The following is a 22493-nucleotide window of genomic DNA, read 5'->3' as shown; positions in this document are numbered from 1 at the left end:
CTGTCCGCAACTATGCATTTCATTCGAGTGCAAGAAGGGCATCGCGTGCCTTACAGATCCCGCGCCCAGACCTGTCCCACCAGGTCCTTGCCGAAGCTATGGTGCGGTTCTTCCTCGATCAGCGCAAAACCCGCCTTCTCGTAGATCCGCCGCGCATCCGTCAGCACGCTATTTGTCCACAGGATCATGCGCTTGTAGCCCGCCTGCCGCGCAAAACGCAGGCATTCGTCAACCAGCCGGCGGCCGATGCCCAGGCCGCGCGCGGAACCGTCCACGTACAACAAGCGCAGCTTCGCCGTCGTTTCGTCCTGGCGCACCACGAAGACCGAGCCCACCATCTTCCCGTCCTTCTCCGCGATCCAGCAACGCTCGCTTGCGCGGTCGAATTCCCGGATGAACTTCGCCACGATCTCGGCCACCAACGCCTCGTATTCCGAATTCCAGCCGAACTCCTGCGCATAGACCCTGGCCTGATTTGCCACCACCAAGCCCATATCGCCCGGGCGCGGATCGCGCAGCACATAGGGCAGGGGAGTGTTGTCGCTAAGGAGGTTCTGGATCTCGTTCATGGCATGGACCAGCTGCGCTTGCGCCGGCTCCGAGAGTTGCTTGAGGATGGCGATGATCTCGTTGCGCGAGGCCTCATTGAGCGGCGCAAATGCCTCGCGGCCTGCGTCGGTCAGCTCCAGCAGGCCCACGCGCGCGTCCGCCGCTGAACGCGTCTTGGCGATCAGGCCGTTTTTTTCGAATCCTGAAATCACCCGGCTGACATACCCGGCGTCCAGGTTCAGTTCCCGGCACAGGTCCGAGATGCTGAGCGCCTGCCGGTGGGCCAGCTCATAAAGAATACGGACTTCCGTCAACGAGAATTTGCTCGCGAGCAGATGTTCGTGCAGCACGCCGATCTGGCGTGTGTAGAAACGGTTGAAATGCCGGACCGCTTCGGCGCGGTCATAGAGCGATTGCCCGGTCATGGAACATCCAATTGCTTGCCTGAAGCATATTATTATTTGCTTTAGGCAAGTATTGGAAGACTTCTTTTCTGATGCGGGGTGGACAACCCGATAGCTCGGCGCTATTTCACGGGCGCCCGCCGCCGTCGCAATCAGCGTTGCCGGAACTGCTTCCGGTAGGCGGCGGGAGACACGGAAAAGGCAGCCGTAAAGTGCTGGCGTAGCGACACCGTCGAGCCAAACCCTGTCGCCTCGGCCACTCGGTCCACCGACAGCACGCCGGTCTCCAGCAGGCGCTGCGCCGCGGCCAGCCGGTGGTTCAACACCCATTGCGTCGCGGTCGTGCCCGTTTTCAGCTTGAAGCGCCGCGTGAAATTGCGGCGGCTCAGCCCGGCTTGGTCGGCCAGGCGATCCAGCCCCAATGGTTCCTGCAAGTGTTCGATGGCCCATTCCATGGCGACGCTTATCGGATCGCCGCCGTCCTCCCGCGTGAGCGGCCGTTCGATGTACTGCGCCTGCCCGCCATCGCGATGCGGAGCCATCACCATGCGGCGGGCCACCCGGTTCGCCAGCTCCGCGCCATGGTCGCAACGCAGCAGGTGCAGGCAGCAATCGATGGCGGCGGCGGTACCGGCGGACGTCAGGATGTCGCCATCGTCCACATACAGGGCCTTGCGGTCCAGCCGGATCCGCGGGTACTTGCGGGCGAAGTCGTCGCTCCAGACCCAATGCGTGGACGCCGACCGGCCGTCCAGCAGTCCCGCCTCGGCCAGCACAAAAGCGCCCAGGCACAAACCAATGATCCGCGCGCCGCGCCCATGGGCGGCGCGCAAGGCCTGCAACATGCTTTCAGGGGGACGTTCGTCCGGATCGCGCCAGGCTGGCACGATGACCGTGTCGGCCTCCGCCAGGGCGGAGTAGTCATGCGGCACATGGATATCGAAGCCCGACATTGTGGCGACTGGCCCAGCCTGTTCACCGCAGACCAGCAACCGGTAGCGCGGCACGCCCAGACGGGCCAGGTCGTCGCCGAACACCATGCAGGGCACGGACAGGTGGAAGGAGCTGATGCCTGCGAAGGCGACGACCGCGATGGTGTGCATGGCGAGGGTGGCTGGAGTCTGTATTTGGCCCGATCCTATCATTTATTGGTCTTTGGGCCACTTTCCGGCTTCGGGTGGATGGAGGATGCTTGATGCCGTTCGCCCTCATGCGTGAACAGCATACGAAATGCCTACAGATCAAGGACCTACGATGAACCATCCGACCATCCGCGCCATCGCCGGCGCCACCGCTCCACAGTCCATCGACCCAGCGAGCACCGCTTTGCTGGTGATCGACTTCCAGAACGAATACTTCAGCGGCAGGCTGCCCATTCCCGACGGGCCCGCGGCCCTGCGCAACGCCGCCAGGCTCGTCGCTTTTGCCGACCAGAATGGGATTCCGGTCTTCCACATCCAGCACGCCGCGCCCGCCGGCAGCCCGGTCTTCGCCGAGGGCAGCGCCGGCCTCGATTTCCATCCCGACCTGCGCCCCGCGCCCGGCCATACTGTGCTGCGCAAGTCCACGGTCAGCGTGTTCCCCAGCACCGACATCGACCAGCGCTTGAAAGCCGCCGGCATCCGCACACTGCTCGTCACCGGCCTGATGACCCACGCTTGCGTCGCGGGTGCCGCCCGGGACGCGGTGCCGCTGGGCTATCAGGTCATCGTGGCCGCCGACGCCTGCGCCACTCGCGACCTGGATACCGGCGCGAGCGATTCCTCCGCGCTGCCGCACGCGATACTGCACCGGGCCGCCCTGGCGAGCATCGATGACACCTTCGGCGACATCATGACGACGAAGCAGGTGCTGGAGTTGCCGCTGGCTTGAGGGCGGGCAGGGCCGGCATGCGTTCCGGATAGCCGGGAGAGCCGGCACGAGTTCATGGACAGGCCTGGACGCCGCAGTCGATTACGTGTCGGGCCCGCTCTCCGCCTCGCCAATCCGGAACACCTGGGACAGATCCCAGTCTGCCATGCCGCGTTGCACGGCGTCCTGCAGCAGGCGGCGCACTTCTGGCAGCACGCGTTGGACCGTCGCGCTCGCTTCTGCGAGCTCGGCGATCGCGTCGAGATCCTTGAGCATGACGCGCACCGTGCCGGTGGCATGCTCGGGCGGCGTCACCATGCGCGGCCACAGCGTTTGCAGCAGCACGGAATCGGCCCAGCCACCTTGCAAGGCCGAGGGCAGGGCGGCGGTGTGGATTCCACTGCGCCTGGCCAGCACGAAGGCTTCGGCCAAGCCGGCGAGCGTCGTCGCGACGATGGCCTGGTTGGCCAGTTTGGTGGTCTGGCCCGCGCCCACATCGCCCATGCGCGTGACGCGCGAGGCGAACGCGCGCAGCACGGGCGTCACGGATTCGATCGCATCCGCCGGTCCACCCGCCATGATGGCCAGCTTGCCGGTGGCCGCGCCGTCCGTGCCGCCCGAGACGGGAGCATCGATCCATACCCCGCCGGTTGCTGCCGTCCAGCGGCGGGCCAGATCGCGCGTGAGCGCGGGCGACAAGGTCGAATGGTCGACGAGACAAGGGGGCGGCGTGGCGGAACGAGCAAGTCCGTGTTCGCCGAACACGACCTCCTCTACGGCTTGGCCGTCGCCCAGGCAAAGCAGGACGATTTCCACGTCCTCGCCCAGCGCCTGCGGCGTGGTCCGGGCCTGCGCCCCGGCAGCGGCAAGGGGACCAAGCTTTGCGCTGGAACGGTTCCAGACTGCGACCTCGTGTCCGGCGGCCAGTAGCCGCCGGGTCATGGGTTCGCCCATGCGGCCGATCCCGCAAAAGCCGATACGCGGCGTCTTCGTCATTGTTGGTTTCCTTGTGCGGGCGTTTCCCCGAGAGGGGTTTCGTAAGGCCAATCCACGGCTCCGGAATGGGTAACGGCGCCCAGCTTGGCCGGACGCACGAGCGCCTCGTATTTCTCGAGCACGCCGCCCAGCCTGCCGCGCGCAAACGGCTGGCTTGCCGCCGCGCGCTGCGCGAGTTCTTCGTCGGAGAGTTCGACGTCGAGACACCCCTTGAGCGCATCGATGTGTATGCGGTCGCCGTCGCGTAGCAAGCGTATCGGCCCGCCCGCCGCGGCTTCAGGGCCGACATAGCCGATGCACATGCCGCGCGTGGCGCCCGAGAACCGGCCATCGGTGAGCAGCGCGACTTTTTCACCCATGCCTTGTCCGTAGATTGCCGCGGTGACGCTCAGCATTTCACGCATGCCCGGGCCGCCCTTGGGGCCTTCGTTTCGGATTACCAGGACGTCGCCTTCCCGATAGGCGCCGGCGGCAACCACCGCCATGCAGTCTTCTTCAGTCTCGAATACCCGCGCCGTGCCCGAAAACACCAGCTGTTTGAGGCCGGCGGTCTTCAGTGCCGCGCCGTCGGGGGCCAGATTGCCGCGCAGGACCACCAGCCCCGCATTGGGCGAGAGCGGTTCGTCATGCGGCTTGACCACGCGGCCGTCCGGGCCGGGGAAGGCGCGCAGCGCCGCTTCCAGCGTTTCGCCGCTTTGCGCGAGCGTGTCGCCGTGTATATGCCCGCCCGCGAGCAGGGCATTGAGCACCGCTGGCACGCCGCCGACGTGGTGCAGATCCACGGCAAGATAGCGTCCGCCCGGCTGCATGTCGCCGATAAGCGGCGTGCGCGCCAGGACTTCCGAGACGTCATCGAGCGTGAACGTAATGCCTGCCTCGTGGGCGATGGCCGGGATGTGCAGCATGGCATTGGTCGACCCGCCGGTGGCGGCGACGGCCGCGCAGGCGTTCTCCAGGCTCTTGCGCGTCACCAGGTCGCGCGGCAGCGGGCCGCCATTGCGCAGCGCGCGCATGACGTTTTCACCGGCGCGGCGGGCAATCGCGATCCGTTCGCTGTAGACGGCCGGCACCATCGCCGATCCCAGCGGGGCAAGCCCCAGCACTTCGGCGACCATCGCCATGGTGTTGGCCGTGAACTGTCCCGGGCAGGAGCCGGCGGTCGGCGTGCAGCGCTTTTCAATGCCGCGCAGCGTTTCGGCCGACATGTCGCCCCGCTGCGCCGCGCCGACGGCTTCGATGGCCGTCAGAATCGTGGCCTGCGAGCCGTCCGGGGCCACGCCCGGCAACATGGCGCCGCCGAACAGGAACACGCCGGGGACGTTCACGCGCACCATGCCCATCAGGATGCCGGGCAGGGTCTTGTCGCAACCGGCCACGCCGACGAGCGCATCGTAGCAGTGGGCGCGCACGAACAATTCGACGCTGTCGGCAATGGTCTCGCGCGACACCAGCGAGAACCGCATGCCCGAGTGATTCATCGACGTGCCGTCGGAGACCGAGATCGCCGAGCCGCGTATCGGCACCCCGCCGCCGGCCGCGATTCCCAGGCGGACGTTGTCCGATACCTGGTTCAGCGACATGGAACAGGGCGTGTTCTCGCCGAAGGTGTCGACGATGGCGACGAACGGCTTGTCGATGGCCTCGTCATCCAGGCCCGTGGCGCGCAGGAAGGCGCGGTGCGGGGCGCGCGTCACGCCTTCGGTGACCGTGCGGGAGCGGTGTTTGTGCAGATCTTTCATGGAGTATTCCTTATGTCGATGGGCTCAAGTGTTGAGCAGCAAGCCGTTCTCAATGGCCAGCACCTGACCCGTCATTGCTGGCGCCCGCGCGGCGATGAACCACGCCAGTTCCGCGATCTCGGACGGCTGGCACACCCGCTTGAGCGGCGCGTTCTCGCGCATGCCGTCGACCACGCGGGCGTAGGCCTCGTCGCCGAGCACGCGCCGCAACAAGCCGTCGTCGACCATGCCCGGGGCGATGGCATTCACGCGGACACGCGGGGCCAGATTGCGCGCGAGCGACAGCGTCAGCGAATTGACCGCGCCCTTGGAGGCCGCGTAGGCAATCGATGATCCCGTGCCATTGAGGGACGCTAGCGAAGAAATATTGATGACGCAGCCCGACGCCGCGCCTGCCGGACGCTCGCGCATCAGGGGCGCCGCGGCGCGCGTCATCTGGAACATGCCGATGAGATTCACGCGATAGACGCGTTCGAATTCGGCGGCGTCGATTGCATCGAGGTCGTCGTGCGCAATCACGCGCGTCGTGCCCGCGCTGTTCACGACGGCGTCCAGCCGTCCCCACTTCGCCGCGACGGCGTCGACCATGGCGCGGCAGGCAGCATCGTCGCCCACGTCGGCATCCACGATGAGGGTCGGGGCGCCGGCGTCGCCGCACTGTGCGGCCACCGCCTCGGCCGCCGCGCGGGTGCCGTGGTCGAAATTGTTGATGGCCACGGCCCACCCTTCACGCGCGAAGCGCAGGGCCGTGGCGGCCCCGATGCCGCTGGCCGCGCCGGTTACCAGACAGACGGGCACGCTCATGCCTGACCCCGCTTCGTGCGCAGCGACATGGCGATGAGGGCCCCGCCGACCAGCGCGCAGGCGAGCAGGATCATGCCAGGCAGCAGCCGCCCGGTCGTATCCTTGAGAAAGCCGATCACATACGGGCTCACGAAGCCGGCCAGGTTGCCGACCGAGTTGATCAGCGCGATGGCCGCAGCCGCGCCCGCGCCGCTCATCATCGCCGTGGGGATTCCCCAGAAAACCGGCGCGATCGAATTGATGCCGATGGCGGCAACGATGAGCGCGGCCATCGACCACCAGAGGTGTTCGGCGAGCAGCACCGATACCAGCATGCCCGCGGCGCCCAGCACACAGCACACGGCGACGTGGATGCGGCGTTCGTTGGTACGGTCCGCATGGCGCGCGATGAGGATCATCGCCACCGCGCTGACCAGCGACGGCACCGCCGACAGCAAGCCGATACTACCCAGGTTGGCGACACCCGCGGCGCGTATCATCGTCGGCAGCCAGAATACGAGGCCGTAGTTGCCCATGGCGATGCAGAAGTAGAGCAGGCCAAGCAGCCAGACTTTGCGGTCGCCGAACACCTGCCGCACGCTATGGCGGGCCCGGGTGCTGTCGTCGGCCGCCAGATCCTGCGCCAGCAGGCGTTTCTCATCCGCGTTCAACCACTTCACCGTCTCGATCCTGTCTTGCAGCATGAAGAAGGCGGCAATCCCGACCACCAGCGACCCCAGCCCTTCAACCAGGAACAGCCACTGCCAGCCGGAGAGGTCATGCAAGCCACCGAACCGCTCCATGATCCAGCCGGACAGCGGGCCGCCGATGGCGCCAGACACCGGGATCGCCACCATGAACAGGGCGATGATCTGCGAGCGACGGCTCGACGGGAACCAGGTGGACAGGTAGAGCACGATGCCCGGGAAAAAGCCGGCTTCGGCCACCCCCAGCAGGAACCGCAGCAAATAGAACGACAGCGGTCCTTGCGCGAACATGGTCAAGCACGAAATGATCGACCAGGTGACCATGATGCGCGCGATCCAGATGCGCGCGCCCACGCGGTGCAGGATCAGATTGCTCGGCACCTCGAAGATGAAGTACCCCAGGAAGAAGATGCCGGCCCCCAGGCCATAGACCGTTTCCGACAGAGACAGGTCGGAGAGCATCTGCAGCTTCGCGAAACTCACATTGACGCGATCGATGTACGCGACGATGAACGACAGGAACAGGAACGGCATGATGCGCCAGGCCAGCTTGCGGTACAGCGCGTCAAGCTGCGCGGGATGCTGCGCGGCCTGAGAGCCGGCATACGCCTGCGCGCCGCCGGAAAGGGACGTACTCATGAGTGTTGTCTCCGTGGGTGTGTGCCATGGGGCACATCGAGTTATTCAGCAGTCTGCGAGTTCGGTTATGCGTGCGGCATCTGCTTGGGAAACGTCGTTGCTCCCGGTTGTCCATCGATGCATCACGAAAAGCCTGCACTACAGTGCTGTCCGTTCGAAGGGTACGGGTTGCTACTGCCGGACGGCAAATCACACTTTGCGCATCTGGCATTACCGTTTGGTTATGATTGGCGCGTTTGTGCTCTTATGCCATGACGCCATTCAGCCATTGCGCGATGGCGCTCGAATCCTTCGTCTTTCCATGCCTGATATGTCAGCTAGCTCGCCGTCCGACAATTCGATAGAACGCTTTTTCCGCAGCGGCCTGAAGCTTGGGCACTTGCGCATCCTGGTGACGCTGGGCGAGCTGCGCCAGGTCACGCGGGTGGCTGCGGCGTTCCATGTCACTCAGCCTGCCATTTCCAAGCAGATCGCGGAGATCGAGGAGGCGCTGGGGACGCCGGTCGTGCGCCGCGTGGGCAACGCCGTCGAACTGACGCGCATAGGACGTGTGCTGGTTGAACGCGGGCGCGAGATCCTGCGGCAGATCGAACTGGCGCGGCGCGATGTCACCGCGCTGGCCTCCGGCACGGCGGGCCACGTGCGATTCGGCGCCGTGGTGACGATTCCGCAACCTCTGATCGCGCATGCCGTCGAACTGTTCACGCGGCGAGCGCCGAATGCGTCGTTCTCATTCGTGGAAGCCACGCTAGATCGTTTGCTGAAGATGATGGACGAAGGCAACCTCGACCTGGCCTTGGGCCGCAACCGTGTGACGGGGAATCTTCCAGTGATGCGCCACGAGTCGCTGCATCACGAGCCGTTCGTGTTCGTGGTGGGTACGCGGCATGCTTTGGGCGGCCCAGACACGCCGGTGGCCTGGGAAGACTTGCAGGATGTGCGCTGGATCACGCCCATGCAGGGTTCGCCTGCCTTTGCGACCATGGTCGAAATCCTGGCTGAACATGGCGTGACCCTGTTGCGTCCGACCATCGAGTCGAGCTCATTGGCGCTCAACCTGTCCTTGCTGCGCGACGGGGGGTACGTTTCGATTCTGCCCCTGTCGCTCGCAAGGCGCTACGTGCAGCGCGGAACGATGCGGATGCTGCCGCTGCCGCCATTGGGCCCCTTGGGCGAGGCCATCCTGTACTGGCGCGAAGACACCACGACATCCACCACGCAGCTGTTCGCCGAATGCCTGCGGGAGTCCTCGGCGGAATTGATCGATGCCGCCGGCGCCTAGCGGCCGGCCGCCTTACTTCGGCCCAGACCCGGTCCGTTCCACATAGATCGGGCTGGAATAGATGAAGAAGCCATCCTCGGTTGTGATGCGCAGATACACGGCATTGTCGGAGTCTGTGTGCAGCGGCACGCGCACGCGGGCCTGCATCCGCCGGACCGGGTTCTCGTCCGGCAGGCGATAGACCTGAAGCCGGCGGCGGATGCCGCCATTTTCGACGACAGCCGGCTCCAGCCCGATCCGGTCGACGGCGAGTTCGGTGCGCACGACCGGCGTGTCGATTTTCAGCACTCCGGCGCGCGGATCGCGTAGCCGCACGTCTATGCCGCTGAAACCGCCGGTAGTCAACGAGCGCCAGCTCAGCGTGTCGGGACGAGGCTGCGCCAGGGTCTTGTCCAGGTTCCAGAAATTGATCGTCAGCGGGTCGACGAAGGCGTTGCCTTCTAAGGTCGCGCTGCCGTCCCAAACCGTCTGGCGGCCGCGCCCACGGTACTCGGAGCCTTCCCAGACGATGCGGATGCGGCTGCCGAGCGCGGCCTCGTCGTAGGGGTACAGCGTTTGCACTACGTCCATGCGGTTGCGGACTTCCACGCGTTCGATGGCGCCATGGGTCAGTACCTCGAAGGACAATTCCAGCGAATCGCCGTCGTACGACAGGATGGCGCCCATATCGGCCTGCGTGACGGGCATGCGCGTGACAGGGGCGCCTAGCTTGGGATCGTCGGAATAGCGCTGCGCCGGCCGGTCGAAATGCGCTTGCACGTCAAGATAAGCGCGGCATCCGGTGGTGGCGTAGTGGCGGCGCTGGCGCAGGCACTCGGCAATGGATTCGCGAGTGAGTTTTTCGGCAATCAGACAGCTCAGCCCGCCGTATGCGCCGAACAAGGATGCGCCAGGATGGCTGGCGCCATGCCGGCCCTTGTGTCCGTCGCTATTGGCCAGGATGCCGACGCGGTAGCCCAGCCGGAAAGCGTCCTCCAGCAGCCATTCGAAGGTGCCCCAGTCGGAGTGGATCTCAATGGAGCGTTCCAGCCGCGCGTCGTGCGAGCGGGTAATGTCGGCGTAGCGGCCGCCGATGTGCGCGAACACCACCACGTCCTCGTCCTTCAGCGCGTCGAACAGCGCATCGGCGTCGTTGGCATCCAGCGGCAAGTCCGACAGGTCGTCGATCAGGGCGTGCGAAGAACGATGGATGGGGCGGCCTTCCTTCAGGTACAGCACGTTGCGGTCGCCGCCCAGGCCGGTGTTGCCCGACCATTCATAGCCGGGGAAGATAATGAACGAACCATCCCGGTTGTACCGCGCCGTAAGCTTGTTCAACTGTTCCCAGAACGGCGTGGTGATCTGGAAGTCATTGCCTTGGTGGCTCATCACGTCAAGAAAGGCGCGGTCCCGCGCGAACAGGATCAAATCCTCGGCGGAATTGGTGCCTATGGTTTCCTCGGACTGCCCGTGCAGATCGGCCCAATAGTGCCCGCGTGTGCCGCCGCCAGCCGCGACGATGCGGCAGGGCGTGCTTTGCGCCACGGGCAAGCCATCGCGCAGCACCTCGATACGCAGCTCGCCGGGCGCTGCGGCCACCAATCCTTCGAGCCGCGCAGCAAACTCGCCCTCGCGCATCGTGAAGGTTTCGGGCAGGCCGCGCAGCGGCAGGCTGCTGCGCAGGGTGAACTCGCCCGCTACCTGGTCGCTGGGGTTGCCCCATTTGTCTTCGCCCTTGAAACCCAGGCTGAAGGGCTCGCCCGCGACGGCCTGGCTGGGCAGAATGGCCTTGTAGGTGACCGCAGGCCCTGCCACTACCGCAATGGTGGGCGAGTGTTCAAGCTCGGTGTAGTTGTAGGTGGCGAAGGCGTCCACCAGTACCTTGAATTCGAAAGTCGGCTCGCTGAACGTCTGCACCCGCATGCCGGGCGAGCCCTGCCGCGTATCGCCGAAGCGCACCACGATGCGATCGCCTTCTTCCAGATAGCCGCGCACCACGCGGATGAACAGCGTCTTGTCCCAGGGGCGAATGTTGCGCTTGCCGTCGTATTCCACCTGCAGAACCGCGCCGTTGGAGGCCTCGACCGTGGTGTAGTTCCAGCCGTCCGGCTGGTCGAACTGTGGCTTGCCCATGTCGCTGGCAAAGCGGTGCACGATCTTGATCGACCCGGTGTCGTCGATGCCAAAGTAACCCGCGGTGTAGGTGAGGGTGAACGACGCGAAGCTGCCCGCTTCGAAGCGGCCCGAAGGTTCGACGATGGCCGATCCCATGCGGTCGGCGGCGTAGGAAGAGTGCGGCATTGCGGTTCCGTGCGGGTTAGGGAAATCCCATCTTAGGGAGCGCGCACCCATATAGCTATAGTATGCAAACTATTCCATCATGACGTCGCTACATGGCTGAGCCGATCGAATCCGTGTCCCTGCGCCAACTGCGGGCGCTAGTCGCTATCGGTGAAACGGCCAGCTTCACCGCCGCGGGTGAACGCCTGGGCCTGTCGCAACCCTCGGTCAGCCACTTGATCCGGCGCCTGGAAGCCGAAGTCGGCCAGCCCCTGGTCGTGCGTGGCCGCGAGGTCTCCTTGACGCGGGATGGTCAAGCCATGGTCGACGCGGCCCGGCGCGCCATCCTGGCCATCGACAGCTCGATCCAGGAATGCCGCGAGCACTCCGACCTGAAGCAGGGCAAGGTCATGGTCGCCGTGGGCCACGTCAGCGCCGCCACTTTGCTGCCGCACATCCTGATGGAGTTTCGCCAGCGCCATCCCCAGCTCGACCTGATCGTGGTCGACTGCATGGTTCAGCAGATCCGCACCCGGCTGTTTTCGCACGAGGCTGACGTCGGCCTGGGCGCCGTCATGCCGGACGACGACTCCCGCATCATGGTGGAACAGCTGTCGGACAGCGGCGTGGCGCTCTTCGCGCGCACGGATCATCCCTTGGCCAGGCTGGACGAGGTCGACGCCAAGGTGCTGGCCGAGTTGCCCTGTATACAGCTGAACCCGGAAGCGCCTGCGTGGCTCAATATCAGCCGCCGCTTGATCGCCGCCAATATCTATCCGCGCGTGGAACAGCGCGTCGTCCTGCTGTCCACGGCCATCGGCCTGATACAGGCCGGCATGGGCGTGGCCATGCTGCCGCAGATCGCGCGGGGGCAGATGCCCGCCGGCATCAAGGGCATTGCATTGCGCAATCCGGCGCTGGAATGGCCCATCTCCATCGCGCGGCTGGCCAACTACCCTTTGTCTCCCGCGGCCCAGGCCTTCGTCGCCGTGGTCCGCTCGGTTTCCCAGCGCCTGCGCCGCGACGCCGCCATGCCATGATGGCATGACGCTATAGCTGCCCGCATATTTTTCGGGGCTGCCTCCTCGGATACGCTGCTTGGCATCATGCAAGCCCGCATGGTTTCCATCGCTCGCGCCACCGCGGAGGCATCATGAAAGCACTACTGGGGGTTCTCTTGGCCTGTGCGCCGTTTATCGCGGCGCCGGCCGGCGCGGCGCCGTTTCCGGATCGTCCCATCACCCTGGTGGTGCCGCTGGCGGCGGGCAGTACGGCGGATATCCTGGCGCGTTCCATCCAGCCTGGCTTGAGCCAGCAACTGGGGCAGACGGTGGTCGTCGAGAACAAGCCCGGCGGCGGCGGGCAGATCGCCATGAGCTATGTGGCCAAGGCGCCGCCCGACGGCTATACGTTGGTGCTGGGTTCCAACAATACCTGGGCCATCAACCTGGGGCTGTTCTCGAAGCTGTCCTACGATCCGACCAAGGACTTCGTGCCGGTCGCCTATCTGGCGGGCGGCTCCAATGTCTTGGTTGTGCCTTCCGACAGCCCATACCGCTCGGTGCGCGAACTCGTCGCGGCCTTGAAAGCCCAGCCGGGCAAACTGATGTACTCGTCCGGCGGCAACGGCACCACCCATCATCTGTCCGCGGAACTATTGCTGTCGATTACCGGGACCCAGGCCTCGCACATTCCTTACCGTGGCGCGCCGCAAGGGGTGGCTGCCGTCATGGCGCATGAGGTCGCCTTCGCGTTTTACAACACGCCCAGCGTGTCCGGCCTCGTCAAGGAAGGCAAGCTGCGCGCGCTGGCGGTCACCGGCGAAGCCCGATCCCCCTTGCTGCCCGACGTGCCCACCATGATGGAAGAGGGCGTGCCGGGCTACGTGATCACCGTCGACCTGGGGTTGATGGCCCCCGCCGGCACGCCGTCGGACGTCGTGGCGAAACTCAACACCGCGGCGCGCAAAGTGATGGACGGCGCCGAGCAGCGCCAGCGGTTGCAGGCATTGGGGTACGAGATCTTCCACGATGGACCGCCCAGCGGGTTGGCGGCTTTCATCAAGGCGGATATCGCTAAATGGGTGCCGCTGGTGCAGCGGTCGGGGGCGAAGGTGGATTGAGCGTACGCGCGGCCTGATTCCTCTGCCTGCCAAAGACCAAGGGCCCCAGCTTACAATTCGCCGGCCCCAACCACCTCAGCAGAGTGAGTCCCGCCTATGTCCGAACACCACCAGTTTCTGTGCCCCCGCGACATGCATTTGCCGCCGCCTGATTGGCGGGCGCTGGAAGCCAAACTGCTGGAAGGCGGATACGTAATGGAACCGCGCGGTGATGCCATTCCGTATCGCGCCCTGTTGAACCTGAGCTTCGACCTGGCCAGCCTCAACGAAGGTTCGTACCAGTATCAGGAAGGCCTGCGCACCACGGGAGACGTGATCGCCATGTATGTGCGGGCGGGGCATTTGCCAGCGGATGTGCCAATACGCCATAACGACACCATGGAAGAAGCCCTGGCGCTGCTGGCTGAGCACGGCATTACGCCGGGGGACCGGTATGCGGATAACGAGAGCAGCGACTGGAACAGCCCGCAGTACTGCCTGGGGCCGGCGGCACGAGCCTATCTGACTGCCGACACGCGGGCTTCCTATGACGCGGACCCCAAGAATTTTCCGTTGATGCTGCTGGCCTATGACGGCCCTGAGCCGCATGTGGCGGTAGGGGAAAATCTGTCCGAGCCTAGCTTGCCAGGGTCAGATGAATTGTTGGAGTCGATGCCGCCGTTCGACTCGCATGTCGATTTCATCGGCGCGGCCTACGAGGATCCGGCCGCGCAATGGCATTGCGCGGAAAATGGCCAGGACTACCGGATACTGGAGCTGGATTGGCAATACAGCCTGGCGATGGGGTTTCGCATGATCCGGACAGAATGGCTGGATGACGGCAGTGCCCGGGGGCTGGCCAGACTGATCGCGGAGCTGACCGGGCAGGCAATGGTTTGCAGTCATCGGCATTTGTGAATGCGGCGTAGGGGATAGGTGCTGGCTGTTATTCCCTTGTTCTCGCAAAGCATAAACATGCGGTGAGGATGAGAGGTGTCGCTACGGCTGTTCCAGCGGCCACACTTCAACGACCCCGTGCGCGACGGCGCAGGGCGTTTGCGACACCATTGCTATAGCTTCGGCCATGTCGACGGCTTCGATGATGGCGAAACCAGCCACTGGCAAGGGGGATTTCATGAATGGGCCAGGCGTTGTTTCGACCCGAGTGGCTTCGGGGTTGCGTACTTGTACCGGCTTGCCTGCGACGCCCATCAACACGCCGTTTTTCCGCAATTTTGCGTCGTGTGCATGCGCTGCATTTCGGATGGTCGCGGGCGCACGATCGTAGCCCGCTTGATCGCCATATCCGATGGTCACGAATTTTGGCATGGACGTCTCCTTAGCGTGGGTGAGATTACGACGGGGTTGCAATTCCATGTTCAAAAATGGGCAAGCCTGCGCGTATCTGCATGCCCGAAATTTTAGTCTGACGCCATATTTCATGGCGTCATTTCTTTGTTAAGTTAAATTTCTTGTTGATTGTGTCGGATGTACCGCTTGATGATGGACATTCACGCAACAATGTATGTTTGCCTTTGGCTCGTTCAATCTAAATTGCACGCAAACCGCCGGTCATGGCCTGTGCGCAGGCAAGGCGGTCATTTTCCCCTGACGCGCAAGGAGCGCCGACATGCCTTTCGTTCGCATCGATATCCGGAAGAATGATGACCCGCTGTTCGCAAAGAAAATCGGCGAGGTCGTCTACCGCTCGTTGAAAGCAACCATGAACGTTCCCGACAAAGACAACTTCCAGATCCTGAACGAACATGATGCGGGTCACTTCATCTACGATCCCGCCTACTTCGGCATCGCGCGCACCGACGGCCTGGTTTACATCCAGATAACGCTTAACGAGGGCCGCACGCTGGACCAGAAAAAGCGGCTCTATAAAGCCATAGTCGAGGGGCTCCACACGGAGCTCGCGACCAGGAAAGAGGACGTCTTCATCAGCCTTGTCGAGGTCAAGAAGGAAAACTGGTCGTTCGGCAACGGAGACGCCCAGTACGCCGATTGACCCGCATCGAGCCCGTTGTTTTGCGCATGGATCGCGTCCCGCGCCGCCTTGGATCGCGGAATCCCCATCGTTCCCTTCATCCATGCAATGTTCGCCACCGGCCATGACGAAGCAAACCGGAACGTATTCCGGGCTGAGGACGTCGACAACATGAACTGGGCGGGCATCGCGGTGCGCGGGCCGAAAAAGGCGGTCGACAAGACCGTAAAAGGGCTCAAACGGCATCCCTGAGAGGGTTCGGGAGGGGAGCCTTGGTTCCGGGCGTTCTCGGTATCATGTCTCTCGGACCTCCCGCGACCTTCCGGAACGGAACATGAAAGCCCTCACATCGCTCATTGTCTTAGGCTTGCTGACCCTCAACCTTTCCGCCAGCCCCGCTGCCGCCGCGGGCTCCATCGCCTACCTGGGTCCCGCCGGCTCCTGGACCCACCAGGCCTGCCTCGACCTCTTTGGCGACAAAGACCTGGTACCGCTGACCCGCGACGAACTCTTCAAGAGCTACACCGATGGCAAAGTCGAACGTGCCTGCGTTCCGGTCACCACTTCCGTGGTCGGCGTGACGCCGTACCTGGATGCTGTCCTCGACCTGCCCAACGTCACCATCGTCGCCGAACATCCCAAAATGCTCGGCTACAGCCTGCTGGCCAGGCCGGGCGCCAAGCGCGAAGACATCAAGGAAGTCTACGCGCACCCCGTGGCCTTCGAAGAAGTCAAACCCTGGGTGGACCGCGAAATGCCCAATGTCCGCCGCACCGATGCCGCCAGCGGCGGCGCCGCGGCCCAAACCGTCGCCAACAGCCCGAGCCTGGACAAAGCCTCCTTCGGCCCCAAAGTCGGCGCCAGCGTGTACTCCCTGGTGTCGCTGGTGGACGGCATCGAAGAAGGTCCCCATAACGTCACCCGCTGGTGGGTCCCGGGCCGCGACATGCCCGCGCCCAGCGGGAACGATAAAACCTCGCTGCTGCTGAATACCTCCGACGATAAGTTTGGCGCCACGCTTGCGGCGCTGACTGCTTCCGGTGTGCAAGTCCTGACCCTCTACGAACGCCCCAGCAAGAAAACCCTGGACACGCATCGCTACCTGATCGAGGTTGCCGGGCATGCCAAAGAAGGGAAGCTGGCGGAGTTCTTGGCGAAGAATGGGGAGTTCCGGGTGCTGGGGTCTTATCCCAGGAAATAAACGATTGCCGCTTCAGAGACGGAGCCCGCATCGCATGCGTCATCCTCTTGCGGTGGGCACAACCATTTGTCCGGGCAGGATCAGGCGAGAATTCGAATATGTATAATGAGATCAATTCTCATTGCATTCAACCTTCCACTGTCCTGTCCTCATGCCAGCCCAGGATCCCCCTGTTACCGATGATTTGGCCGGGCTGTATGTCGAGCACAGCTCATGGCTACAAGGCTGGCTGCGCAGGCGGCTGGGCGACACGTTCGCGGCAGCCGACCTGACGCAAGACACTTTTCTAAGTTTGCTGGACCGCAAGACCGCTGCCGTCGATATCCGGAAGCCGCGCCCCTTCCTGGCGACGATTGCCGGCCGGCTCCTCGCTCACCGGCACCGGCGGCAATTGCTCGAAACCGCTTACCTCGAAGCTCTTGCGTGCTTGCCAGAGGAAGTAGCCCCATCGCCGGAGGCGCGGCTGATGGCTGTCGAGAGCCTGCAGCAGATCGACCGCGTGCTCGATGGCCTGCCTTTCAAGGTGCGAGAGGCCTTTCTGTTGGCGCACCTGGTTGAATTGAGCTACAGCGAGATCGCCGAGCGCCTGGGGACCTCGACCAGTTCGGTGAAGCAATATCTGACCCGGGCCAACCGCGAATGCATGTTCGCGCTGGCTGTCTGACGTCATGCCCTCCCATGGAGATACGCTGACCCTGCCTTGCGGGCGGGTCATCAGCCGGGCCACCGCGGATGCTGCCGCGGACTGGCTCACCCTGCTGATGTCCGGAGAGGCTGGCGACGAGCAGCAACGCCTATGGCGCCAATGGCGCCAGGCGCATGTCGACCACGAGGCTGCGTGGCAGCATGTCGAGGCCGTCACGGGCCGGATGAAATCCCTGGAAGGCGCTTCGGCCTATGCCGCGCTGTCGTCCGCCGCCACGAGCGCTCAGCCGGCCTCCGCCGCCCGCCGGCGGGCTACCCGAATGCTGCTGTGGGGCGGTCTGGCCGCCGGGGCAGGGCTCTTGGTTTCTCGCACCGGCACCTGGCAGGCCACTATGGCCGACTATCGCAGCAGCACTGGCGAGCAACGCAACTTCACCCTGTCGGACGGCACCCGGTTGACGCTCAACACGGACAGTGCGGTGAATCTGCGTTTCGATGCAAGCCAGCGCTGCATCCTGCTGGTGGCGGGCGAGATCATGATCGCCACTCGCCATGAGCCGAGGCCGGCCGATCCACGGCCGCTGCTGGTGACGACGGCAGAAGGCAGCATCCGATCGCTGGGCACCCGGTTCACCGTGAGGCAGCGCGCCGGTAGGACCGGCGTGGCGGTTCTGGAGAGCGCTGTCGAAATTTCTCCCTGGGCCGGGCGTGCCAGTGCGCGACTGCTGCATGCCGGCGAGCAGACCCTGTTCAGCCGCAACGCGGTCGACGCGCCTCGCTCGGTCGATGAGCACACGGATGCCTGGACACGAGGCCAGCTGGTGGCCGACGAGCAGAGGCTGGGCGACTTCCTGGCCGAACTGGGGCGCTACCGGCCGGGCGTACTGCGCGTGGATCCGCAGGTCGCGGACCTGCGCCTTTCGGGTGTCTTCCCCCTGGCCGACACGGATCACATCCTGACCACGCTGCCCAGCGTGCTGCCGGTACGCGTGCAGTGGCGCACCCGCTTCTGGGCGACGGTCGGGCCGGCCGGCTGAAGCCACGGAAAAAAATATTTCTCGCATCGACTGCCCGATCGGCATTTTCGCGGCACCTACCTTACGAGGGACCGGAATTTCTGGAGGTCCAATCAAGAGGAAGAACATGCCGAACCTGCACCGCGCCCAAGATTCGGGGCGGCCCCGTCCATCTCCTATTGCGTTTGCTGTCCTGGCGCTGACCCTCGCCGTGGCGGCTGGCGCCACGGCTCCCGCGCGTGCCCAGGGCGCCGCGGCCGTTGCCGGCTCCGCCGCGCCCGACTTCAGGATTGCCCCCGGGCCGCTGGCTCCGGCGTTGCGTCAGCTGGCCAGCACGGCCAACATCCTGTTGACCTTCACTGCCGAGCAAACCGACGGTAAACAGACGGCCGGCGTGAGCGGACGATATTCAGCCAGCGGCGCACTGGCGCTATTGCTTGCCGGCAGCGGCCTTCAGGCCGTGCAACTGGACAATGGCGCCTTCGTGTTGCGTGTCGACAATACCGTCGCGCCGCAAGCGTCCGCCACCACGCTGCCCCTGGTCACGGTGGTCGGCGCAACGGCGGCCGATGGCACGACCGAGGGGACGGAGTCGTACACCACCGGCAGCATGAGCACGGCCACCCGGCTAAACCTGTCCATGCGCGAGACGCCGCAGTCGGTCACCGTCATCACCAGCCAGCGCATGCAGGATCAGGGCCTGAAGACGGTCAATGACGTGGTGCAGGCCGCTCCCGGCCTGACCTACCGGCGCTTCGGGCCGGAGCGCGCTTCCTTCTATGCGCGCGGCATGTACGTGGACAACATCATGTACGACGGCCTGCCGGTGGGCCTGGACAGCTCCAACCTGTCGCAGGACCTCCTGGCCACCGACATGGCCATTTACGACCGGGTGGAGATCGTGCGCGGCGCCACCGGACTGGTGCAGGGCGCGGGCAACCCGTCGGCCGCCATTAACCTGGTGCGCAAACGGCCGACCGAGGCGCCCCAGGTGTCCCTCGGCGTGAGCGCGGGAAGCTGGGACCGCTATAGGGCTGAATTGGATGCCTCCGGTCCGCTATCGGAGGACGGCAGTCTGCGCGGCCGCGCGGTCGTCGCCGCTCAGGACTACGGAAGCTACAAACGCGGCGAAAGCAGCGACGGCCAGACCTTCTACGGGATCCTGGAGAAGGATCTGAATGCCTCCACCACGCTTACGCTCAGCGCGCTGCACCAGGAAAACCGCTTGCACGGCAATGGATTCACCGGTCTTCCGGTAGGCCGCGATGGCAGCGATCTGGGCTTGCCCCGATCCACCTCCTACGCCAATGACTGGGAGCATTGGAACAAAACCACGAACTCGGCCTTCCTGGGGCTGGACCACCGATTCGACAATGGCTGGCGCATGCACCTCTCGGCCTACTATGCCCAGGCCGATGTCGACATGCTGGGCCATTACCTCAGCTACAGCATCGCCACCGGCAAGTACAGCCAGCTGGGTGCGCGCAACGCCCACAAAGAAAAGCAAAGCAGCGTGGATCTGTATGCCAACGGGCCCTTCGATCTGTTGGGCCGCACGCACGAGCTGGTACTGGGCGCCAGCTACCGCAACGTCGATTTCGACGGGGACAGCCGTCAAGGCCTGGTACTCAACAGCAACCTTGACCTCTACAACTTCGATCCGAGCGCCGTTGCCAAACCCAATATTCCGCTGCGGGACTGGATGGACGCCAAAATCTCCCAGCAAAGCGTGTACGCCACCACGCGCCTGAATTTGGCCGACCGGCTGAAGCTGATACTGGGCGGGCGGCTGGACTGGTTCGGGTACGACGACACCGTCAACACCTATCCGAACTTCGCCTCCAACACGCCATCCGTCAGCGCGCATAACCGCTACAGCGTCAACAACCAACTGACCAAGTATGCCGGCCTGGTCTTCGATCTGAACGATCAGCACTCCCTCTACGCCAGTTACACCGATATCTTCAAGCCCCAGAACTACCTGGACGCCAGCAACAATCTGCTGGATCCGGTGGTGGGCAATAACTACGAAATCGGTATCAAGGGCGAGTACTTCGGCGGTGCGCTGAATGCTTCGGCGGCGGTGTTCCGCATGGACCAGAAAAACCGTGCCTTCCGCAGCACCGACCAGACCCAATGCGCCGGCTACCCGACCGTGGCCTGCTATTCGGCTGCCGGCGAGGTGCGCAGCCAGGGTGTGGAGTTTGAGTTGCAGGGCGCTATTACGCCCAACTGGCAGGTAGGTTTGGGGTACACGGTAGCCATCGCGCGCTATCGCAAGGATGCGAACCCCAGCAATGTGGGCGAGCTTTTCGACACCGACACGCCACGACACCTGTTCAAGCTGACGACCATGTACCGACTGCCCGGCGATCTGCACCGCTGGCGCATTGGAGGCTCGATCTACCGTCAGGACCGCATCTACAACCAGGGCACCACTAGCGGTGTGCCGTTCCGCATTACCCAGGGCGCCTACACCGTGACCGATCTGGTGGTGGGCTGGCAGGCGACACCGAAGCTGGACGTGCAGCTCAACATCAATAATGTCTTTGACAAGAAGTACTACAACGCGCTGTCCGGCAGCGTAAGCTTCCCGAGCAACGTGTATGGCGAGCCGCGCAACGCAATGTTGTCGGCGCGCTACCAGTTCTGATGGGCGGCGGCATGCGTGGCGCGCTGGTCGCGCTGCACCGCTGGTGCGGCCTGTTCATCGCTGGATTCCTGTTCGTCGCAGGGTTGACGGGCGCGGTGATCGCCTGGGATCACGAAATCGACGAATGGGTCAATCCCGGGCTGTTCCAGGCCGCCTCCGGTGCGACGGACAGCCCGCTGCCGCCTTTGGAGCTGGCGCGTCGGGCCGAGGCGGATGATCCGCGCCTGCGGGTCAGCTTCCTGCCGCTGGCGCTGGAGCCAGGCCATACGGCGATGCTGGGTGTCGCCGCGCGCATCGATCCCGTCACAGGCGCGCCGTACGCCCTCGGCTTCAACCAACTGGCCCTGGATCCGGCCACTGGCCACGCCCAGGGACGGCGGCAATGGGGCCAGATATCGCTGTCGCGCGAAAACCTGCTGCCTTTTCTCTACAAGTTGCACTACACCATGCATATCCCCAAAGGCTGGGGTATCGACTTTGGCGTTTGGCTGATGGGCGTGGTGTCGGCGGTCTGGATCGTCGATTGCTTCCTGGCGCTGTGTATCTCGTTTCCCAGCGCGAAAACCTGGCGCAAGTCGTTGAGCTTCCGGCTGCGCCAGGGCGGCGCCAAGCTCAATTTCGATGTCCACCGCTCCGGCGGCGTGTGGGTATGGGGTCTGTTGCTGATGCTGGCTGTGACCTCGGTGTCGCTGAATCTGGGAACGCAAATAATGCGGCCGCTGGTGTCGGTATTCTCGCCCCTGACGCCCTCGCCATTCCAGTTGCGTCAGGGCAGTCGCGAGCGGGAACTGGCCGAACCGCTGTTGAGCCGAGAACAGATCCTCGCGATCGCCGAGGCCGAGGGCCGCCAGCGTGGCTGGGCCGCTCCCCCTGGGTCCATCTTCTATGCCCAGCGCTTCGGTATCTATGGCGTGACATTCTTCACGCCGGACAATGACCGGGACGACAATGGTTTGGGCAACGAGGTCCTCTACCTGGATGGGGGTACGGGTGCGATTCTCGGCGTAAAGGTGCCGGGGGAGGGCACTTGGGGCGACGTCTTCATGCAGGCGCAATTGCCCTTGCACTCCGGCCGGCTGCTGGGCACGCCGGGGCGAGTATTGATGTCGCTGATGGGACTAGCCGTCGCGGCACTGAGCGTGACCGGTCTGGTGATTTGGGTGCGCAAGCGCCGGGCGCGGAGGGCGAACCAGCTGCGGGGAACTTTCAACGCGCGTTGGCAATAACGCCGCGAGCTCATTCGCATCCCGCACGTGATCTGCGGGAAAAGGGCCTGAGGTTCCCCCACGAATTCATTGCCGTCTTCCAGGGAGTTCGGTGGAGCCCAATGATGATTGCAAGAGCCCAAGAACTGAGATTCCGGTCAAGGCGATAGCCCGCTCGGTATAAACGACTGCCCCAAGCGTAAGCAGCGAGATGGTCGACCTATCTTTCCGATCCCCAGGGTGCGACCCGCAATGCGGTAGGGCGCAAGCCTTTATCGGACTCCTCCTATTTCCCCTTTTCGGGGGTTCACATACAACAGGAGGTCCGTTGTTCGAACCCTGATGCCGCCGCTGCGCGCCTGCATTTCCCCCCTACGCATGATGTCCAAGCTTCGCTCCCTGATCATCTGGTCCGTCGTCTTCACGCAAGTCTGGTCGCCTGTGCTGGCGCAGACGCTGCCGATTTCGGT

19 protein-coding genes and 1 pseudogene are annotated in these 22493 nt (G+C 64.3%); 12 read left to right on the top strand and 8 right to left on the bottom strand.

Going from position 1 to position 22493, the window contains the following annotated elements; all coding sequences use genetic code 11:
- Window positions 1–50: 50 nt before the first annotated feature.
- Entirely contained in the window at window positions 51–974 is a 924-nt protein-coding gene (locus tag VCS63_RS16065; RefSeq protein WP_042793974.1) for a bifunctional helix-turn-helix transcriptional regulator/GNAT family N-acetyltransferase, read from the bottom strand.
- 131 nt (window positions 975–1105) lie between these two features.
- Window positions 1106–2056, bottom strand: a complete 951-nt coding sequence (locus tag VCS63_RS16060) for a GlxA family transcriptional regulator (protein ID WP_076814146.1) — start codon at window positions 2054–2056, stop codon at window positions 1106–1108.
- 151 nt (window positions 2057–2207) lie between these two features.
- Here VCS63_RS16060 and VCS63_RS16055 point away from each other — a divergent pair, with 151 nt between their 5' ends.
- Window positions 2208–2825 carry a cysteine hydrolase family protein gene (locus tag VCS63_RS16055; protein WP_323880359.1) on the top strand — a complete coding sequence of 206 codons (618 nt, stop codon included), beginning with the start codon at window positions 2208–2210 and terminating at the stop codon, window positions 2823–2825.
- A gap of 81 nt (window positions 2826–2906) precedes the next feature.
- Here the strand turns inward: VCS63_RS16055 and VCS63_RS16050 are convergent, their stop codons facing one another.
- Genes VCS63_RS16050 through VCS63_RS16035 form a run of 4 tightly spaced genes read right to left on the bottom strand, consistent with a single transcriptional unit; the run spans window position 2907 to window position 7668 of the window.
- Entirely contained in the window at window positions 2907–3800 is an 894-nt protein-coding gene (locus VCS63_RS16050; RefSeq protein ID WP_063642504.1) for an NAD(P)-dependent oxidoreductase, read from the bottom strand.
- Window positions 3797–5539, bottom strand: coding sequence for a dihydroxy-acid dehydratase (ilvD, locus tag VCS63_RS16045; RefSeq protein ID WP_323880356.1), 1743 nt, complete (start codon window positions 5537–5539; stop codon window positions 3797–3799). The genes VCS63_RS16050 and ilvD overlap by 4 nt, the downstream gene beginning before the upstream one ends.
- Before the next feature lie 24 nt (window positions 5540–5563).
- Window positions 5564–6343, bottom strand: coding sequence for an SDR family NAD(P)-dependent oxidoreductase (locus VCS63_RS16040; RefSeq protein ID WP_042793969.1), 780 nt, complete (start codon window positions 6341–6343; stop codon window positions 5564–5566).
- On the bottom strand, window positions 6340–7668 hold the full coding sequence (locus VCS63_RS16035) for an MFS transporter (protein ID WP_416373254.1): 1329 nt from the start codon (window positions 7666–7668) through the stop codon (window positions 6340–6342). The genes VCS63_RS16040 and VCS63_RS16035 overlap by 4 nt, the downstream gene beginning before the upstream one ends.
- A gap of 310 nt (window positions 7669–7978) precedes the next feature.
- On the opposite strand from VCS63_RS16035, the gene VCS63_RS16030 reads away from it, so the two are divergent.
- Window positions 7979–8950 carry a LysR family transcriptional regulator gene (locus VCS63_RS16030; RefSeq protein ID WP_042793967.1) on the top strand — a complete coding sequence of 324 codons (972 nt, stop codon included), beginning with the start codon at window positions 7979–7981 and terminating at the stop codon, window positions 8948–8950.
- A gap of 12 nt (window positions 8951–8962) precedes the next feature.
- Here the strand turns inward: VCS63_RS16030 and VCS63_RS16025 are convergent, their stop codons facing one another.
- Window positions 8963–11230, bottom strand: coding sequence for a DUF3604 domain-containing protein (locus tag VCS63_RS16025; RefSeq protein ID WP_323880353.1), 2268 nt, complete (start codon window positions 11228–11230; stop codon window positions 8963–8965).
- Between the two features lie 92 nt (window positions 11231–11322).
- Here VCS63_RS16025 and VCS63_RS16020 point away from each other — a divergent pair, with 92 nt between their 5' ends.
- The 3 genes from VCS63_RS16020 (at window position 11323) to VCS63_RS16010 (ending at window position 14228) form a co-directional block, all read left to right on the top strand.
- Window positions 11323–12249, top strand: coding sequence for a LysR family transcriptional regulator (locus VCS63_RS16020; RefSeq protein WP_042793965.1), 927 nt, complete (start codon window positions 11323–11325; stop codon window positions 12247–12249).
- 113 nt (window positions 12250–12362) lie between these two features.
- Complete coding sequence (locus VCS63_RS16015) at window positions 12363–13331, top strand: Bug family tripartite tricarboxylate transporter substrate binding protein (protein ID WP_063642509.1); 969 nt, start codon at window positions 12363–12365, stop codon at window positions 13329–13331.
- Between the two features lie 96 nt (window positions 13332–13427).
- Window positions 13428–14228 (top strand): hypothetical protein, encoded by an 801-nt coding sequence (locus VCS63_RS16010; protein WP_063642510.1) that lies wholly within the window; start codon window positions 13428–13430, stop codon window positions 14226–14228.
- An 81-nt stretch (window positions 14229–14309) separates the two neighbouring features.
- On the opposite strand, the gene VCS63_RS16005 is transcribed toward VCS63_RS16010, so the two are convergent.
- Window positions 14310–14639 (bottom strand): YciI family protein, encoded by a 330-nt coding sequence (locus VCS63_RS16005; protein ID WP_063642511.1) that lies wholly within the window; start codon window positions 14637–14639, stop codon window positions 14310–14312.
- A gap of 301 nt (window positions 14640–14940) precedes the next feature.
- On the opposite strand from VCS63_RS16005, the gene VCS63_RS16000 reads away from it, so the two are divergent.
- The 7 genes and pseudogenes from VCS63_RS16000 (at window position 14941) to VCS63_RS15970 (ending at window position 22044) form a co-directional block, all read left to right on the top strand.
- A complete protein-coding gene (locus VCS63_RS16000; RefSeq protein WP_063960843.1) occupies window positions 14941–15324 on the top strand; it encodes a tautomerase family protein in 384 nt (127 codons plus the stop codon).
- Between the two features lie 33 nt (window positions 15325–15357).
- A pseudogene (locus tag VCS63_RS15995) lies at window positions 15358–15555 on the top strand (DUF2000 family protein); the annotation flags it as partial.
- Between the two features lie 82 nt (window positions 15556–15637).
- Complete coding sequence (locus tag VCS63_RS15990) at window positions 15638–16504, top strand: prephenate dehydratase (protein ID WP_323880348.1); 867 nt, start codon at window positions 15638–15640, stop codon at window positions 16502–16504.
- A 151-nt stretch (window positions 16505–16655) separates the two neighbouring features.
- Window positions 16656–17168, top strand: coding sequence for a sigma-70 family RNA polymerase sigma factor (locus VCS63_RS15985; protein ID WP_042793959.1), 513 nt, complete (start codon window positions 16656–16658; stop codon window positions 17166–17168).
- A 4-nt stretch (window positions 17169–17172) separates the two neighbouring features.
- The gene (locus tag VCS63_RS15980; RefSeq protein ID WP_323880347.1) at window positions 17173–18186 is read left to right on the top strand and encodes a FecR domain-containing protein; all 1014 of its coding nucleotides are present in this window, start codon (window positions 17173–17175) and stop codon (window positions 18184–18186) included.
- Between the two features lie 106 nt (window positions 18187–18292).
- Entirely contained in the window at window positions 18293–20818 is a 2526-nt protein-coding gene (locus tag VCS63_RS15975; RefSeq protein ID WP_323880344.1) for a TonB-dependent siderophore receptor, read from the top strand.
- The gene (locus tag VCS63_RS15970; protein ID WP_323880342.1) at window positions 20818–22044 is read left to right on the top strand and encodes a PepSY-associated TM helix domain-containing protein; all 1227 of its coding nucleotides are present in this window, start codon (window positions 20818–20820) and stop codon (window positions 22042–22044) included. Before VCS63_RS15975 ends, VCS63_RS15970 begins: the two co-directional genes overlap by 1 nt.
- Window positions 22045–22493 lie beyond the last annotated feature (449 nt).

The sequence above is a fragment of the Achromobacter sp. D10 genome (assembly GCF_035282245.1).
Lineage (GTDB): Bacteria > Pseudomonadota > Gammaproteobacteria > Burkholderiales > Burkholderiaceae_B > Achromobacter > Achromobacter insolitus.
Note: the sequence above shows the minus strand (reverse complement) of the source record. Positions and strands in the feature narration are given on the sequence as shown.

Coding starts and splice junctions, on each gene's coding strand:
- VCS63_RS15980 (WP_323880347.1), top strand. CDS start 17,173: ATGCCCTCCCATGGAGATACGCTGACCCTGCCTTGCGGGCGGGTCATC.
- VCS63_RS16040 (WP_042793969.1), bottom strand. CDS start 6,343: ATGAGCGTGCCCGTCTGTCTGGTAACCGGCGCGGCCAGCGGCATCGGG.
- VCS63_RS16065 (WP_042793974.1), bottom strand. CDS start 974: ATGACCGGGCAATCGCTCTATGACCGCGCCGAAGCGGTCCGGCATTTC.
- VCS63_RS16010 (WP_063642510.1), top strand. CDS start 13,428: ATGTCCGAACACCACCAGTTTCTGTGCCCCCGCGACATGCATTTGCCG.
- VCS63_RS16015 (WP_063642509.1), top strand. CDS start 12,363: ATGAAAGCACTACTGGGGGTTCTCTTGGCCTGTGCGCCGTTTATCGCG.
- VCS63_RS16035 (WP_416373254.1), bottom strand. CDS start 7,668: ATGAGTACGTCCCTTTCCGGCGGCGCGCAGGCGTATGCCGGCTCTCAG.
- VCS63_RS16050 (WP_063642504.1), bottom strand. CDS start 3,800: ATGACGAAGACGCCGCGTATCGGCTTTTGCGGGATCGGCCGCATGGGC.
- VCS63_RS16020 (WP_042793965.1), top strand. CDS start 11,323: ATGGCTGAGCCGATCGAATCCGTGTCCCTGCGCCAACTGCGGGCGCTA.
- VCS63_RS16025 (WP_323880353.1), bottom strand. CDS start 11,230: ATGCCGCACTCTTCCTACGCCGCCGACCGCATGGGATCGGCCATCGTC.
- VCS63_RS15970 (WP_323880342.1), top strand. CDS start 20,818: ATGGGCGGCGGCATGCGTGGCGCGCTGGTCGCGCTGCACCGCTGGTGC.
- VCS63_RS15975 (WP_323880344.1), top strand. CDS start 18,293: ATGCCGAACCTGCACCGCGCCCAAGATTCGGGGCGGCCCCGTCCATCT.
- VCS63_RS16060 (WP_076814146.1), bottom strand. CDS start 2,056: ATGCACACCATCGCGGTCGTCGCCTTCGCAGGCATCAGCTCCTTCCAC.
- VCS63_RS15990 (WP_323880348.1), top strand. CDS start 15,638: ATGAAAGCCCTCACATCGCTCATTGTCTTAGGCTTGCTGACCCTCAAC.
- VCS63_RS16030 (WP_042793967.1), top strand. CDS start 7,979: ATGTCAGCTAGCTCGCCGTCCGACAATTCGATAGAACGCTTTTTCCGC.
- VCS63_RS16005 (WP_063642511.1), bottom strand. CDS start 14,639: ATGCCAAAATTCGTGACCATCGGATATGGCGATCAAGCGGGCTACGAT.
- VCS63_RS16000 (WP_063960843.1), top strand. CDS start 14,941: ATGCCTTTCGTTCGCATCGATATCCGGAAGAATGATGACCCGCTGTTC.
- VCS63_RS16055 (WP_323880359.1), top strand. CDS start 2,208: ATGAACCATCCGACCATCCGCGCCATCGCCGGCGCCACCGCTCCACAG.
- VCS63_RS15985 (WP_042793959.1), top strand. CDS start 16,656: ATGCCAGCCCAGGATCCCCCTGTTACCGATGATTTGGCCGGGCTGTAT.
- ilvD (WP_323880356.1), bottom strand. CDS start 5,539: ATGAAAGATCTGCACAAACACCGCTCCCGCACGGTCACCGAAGGCGTG.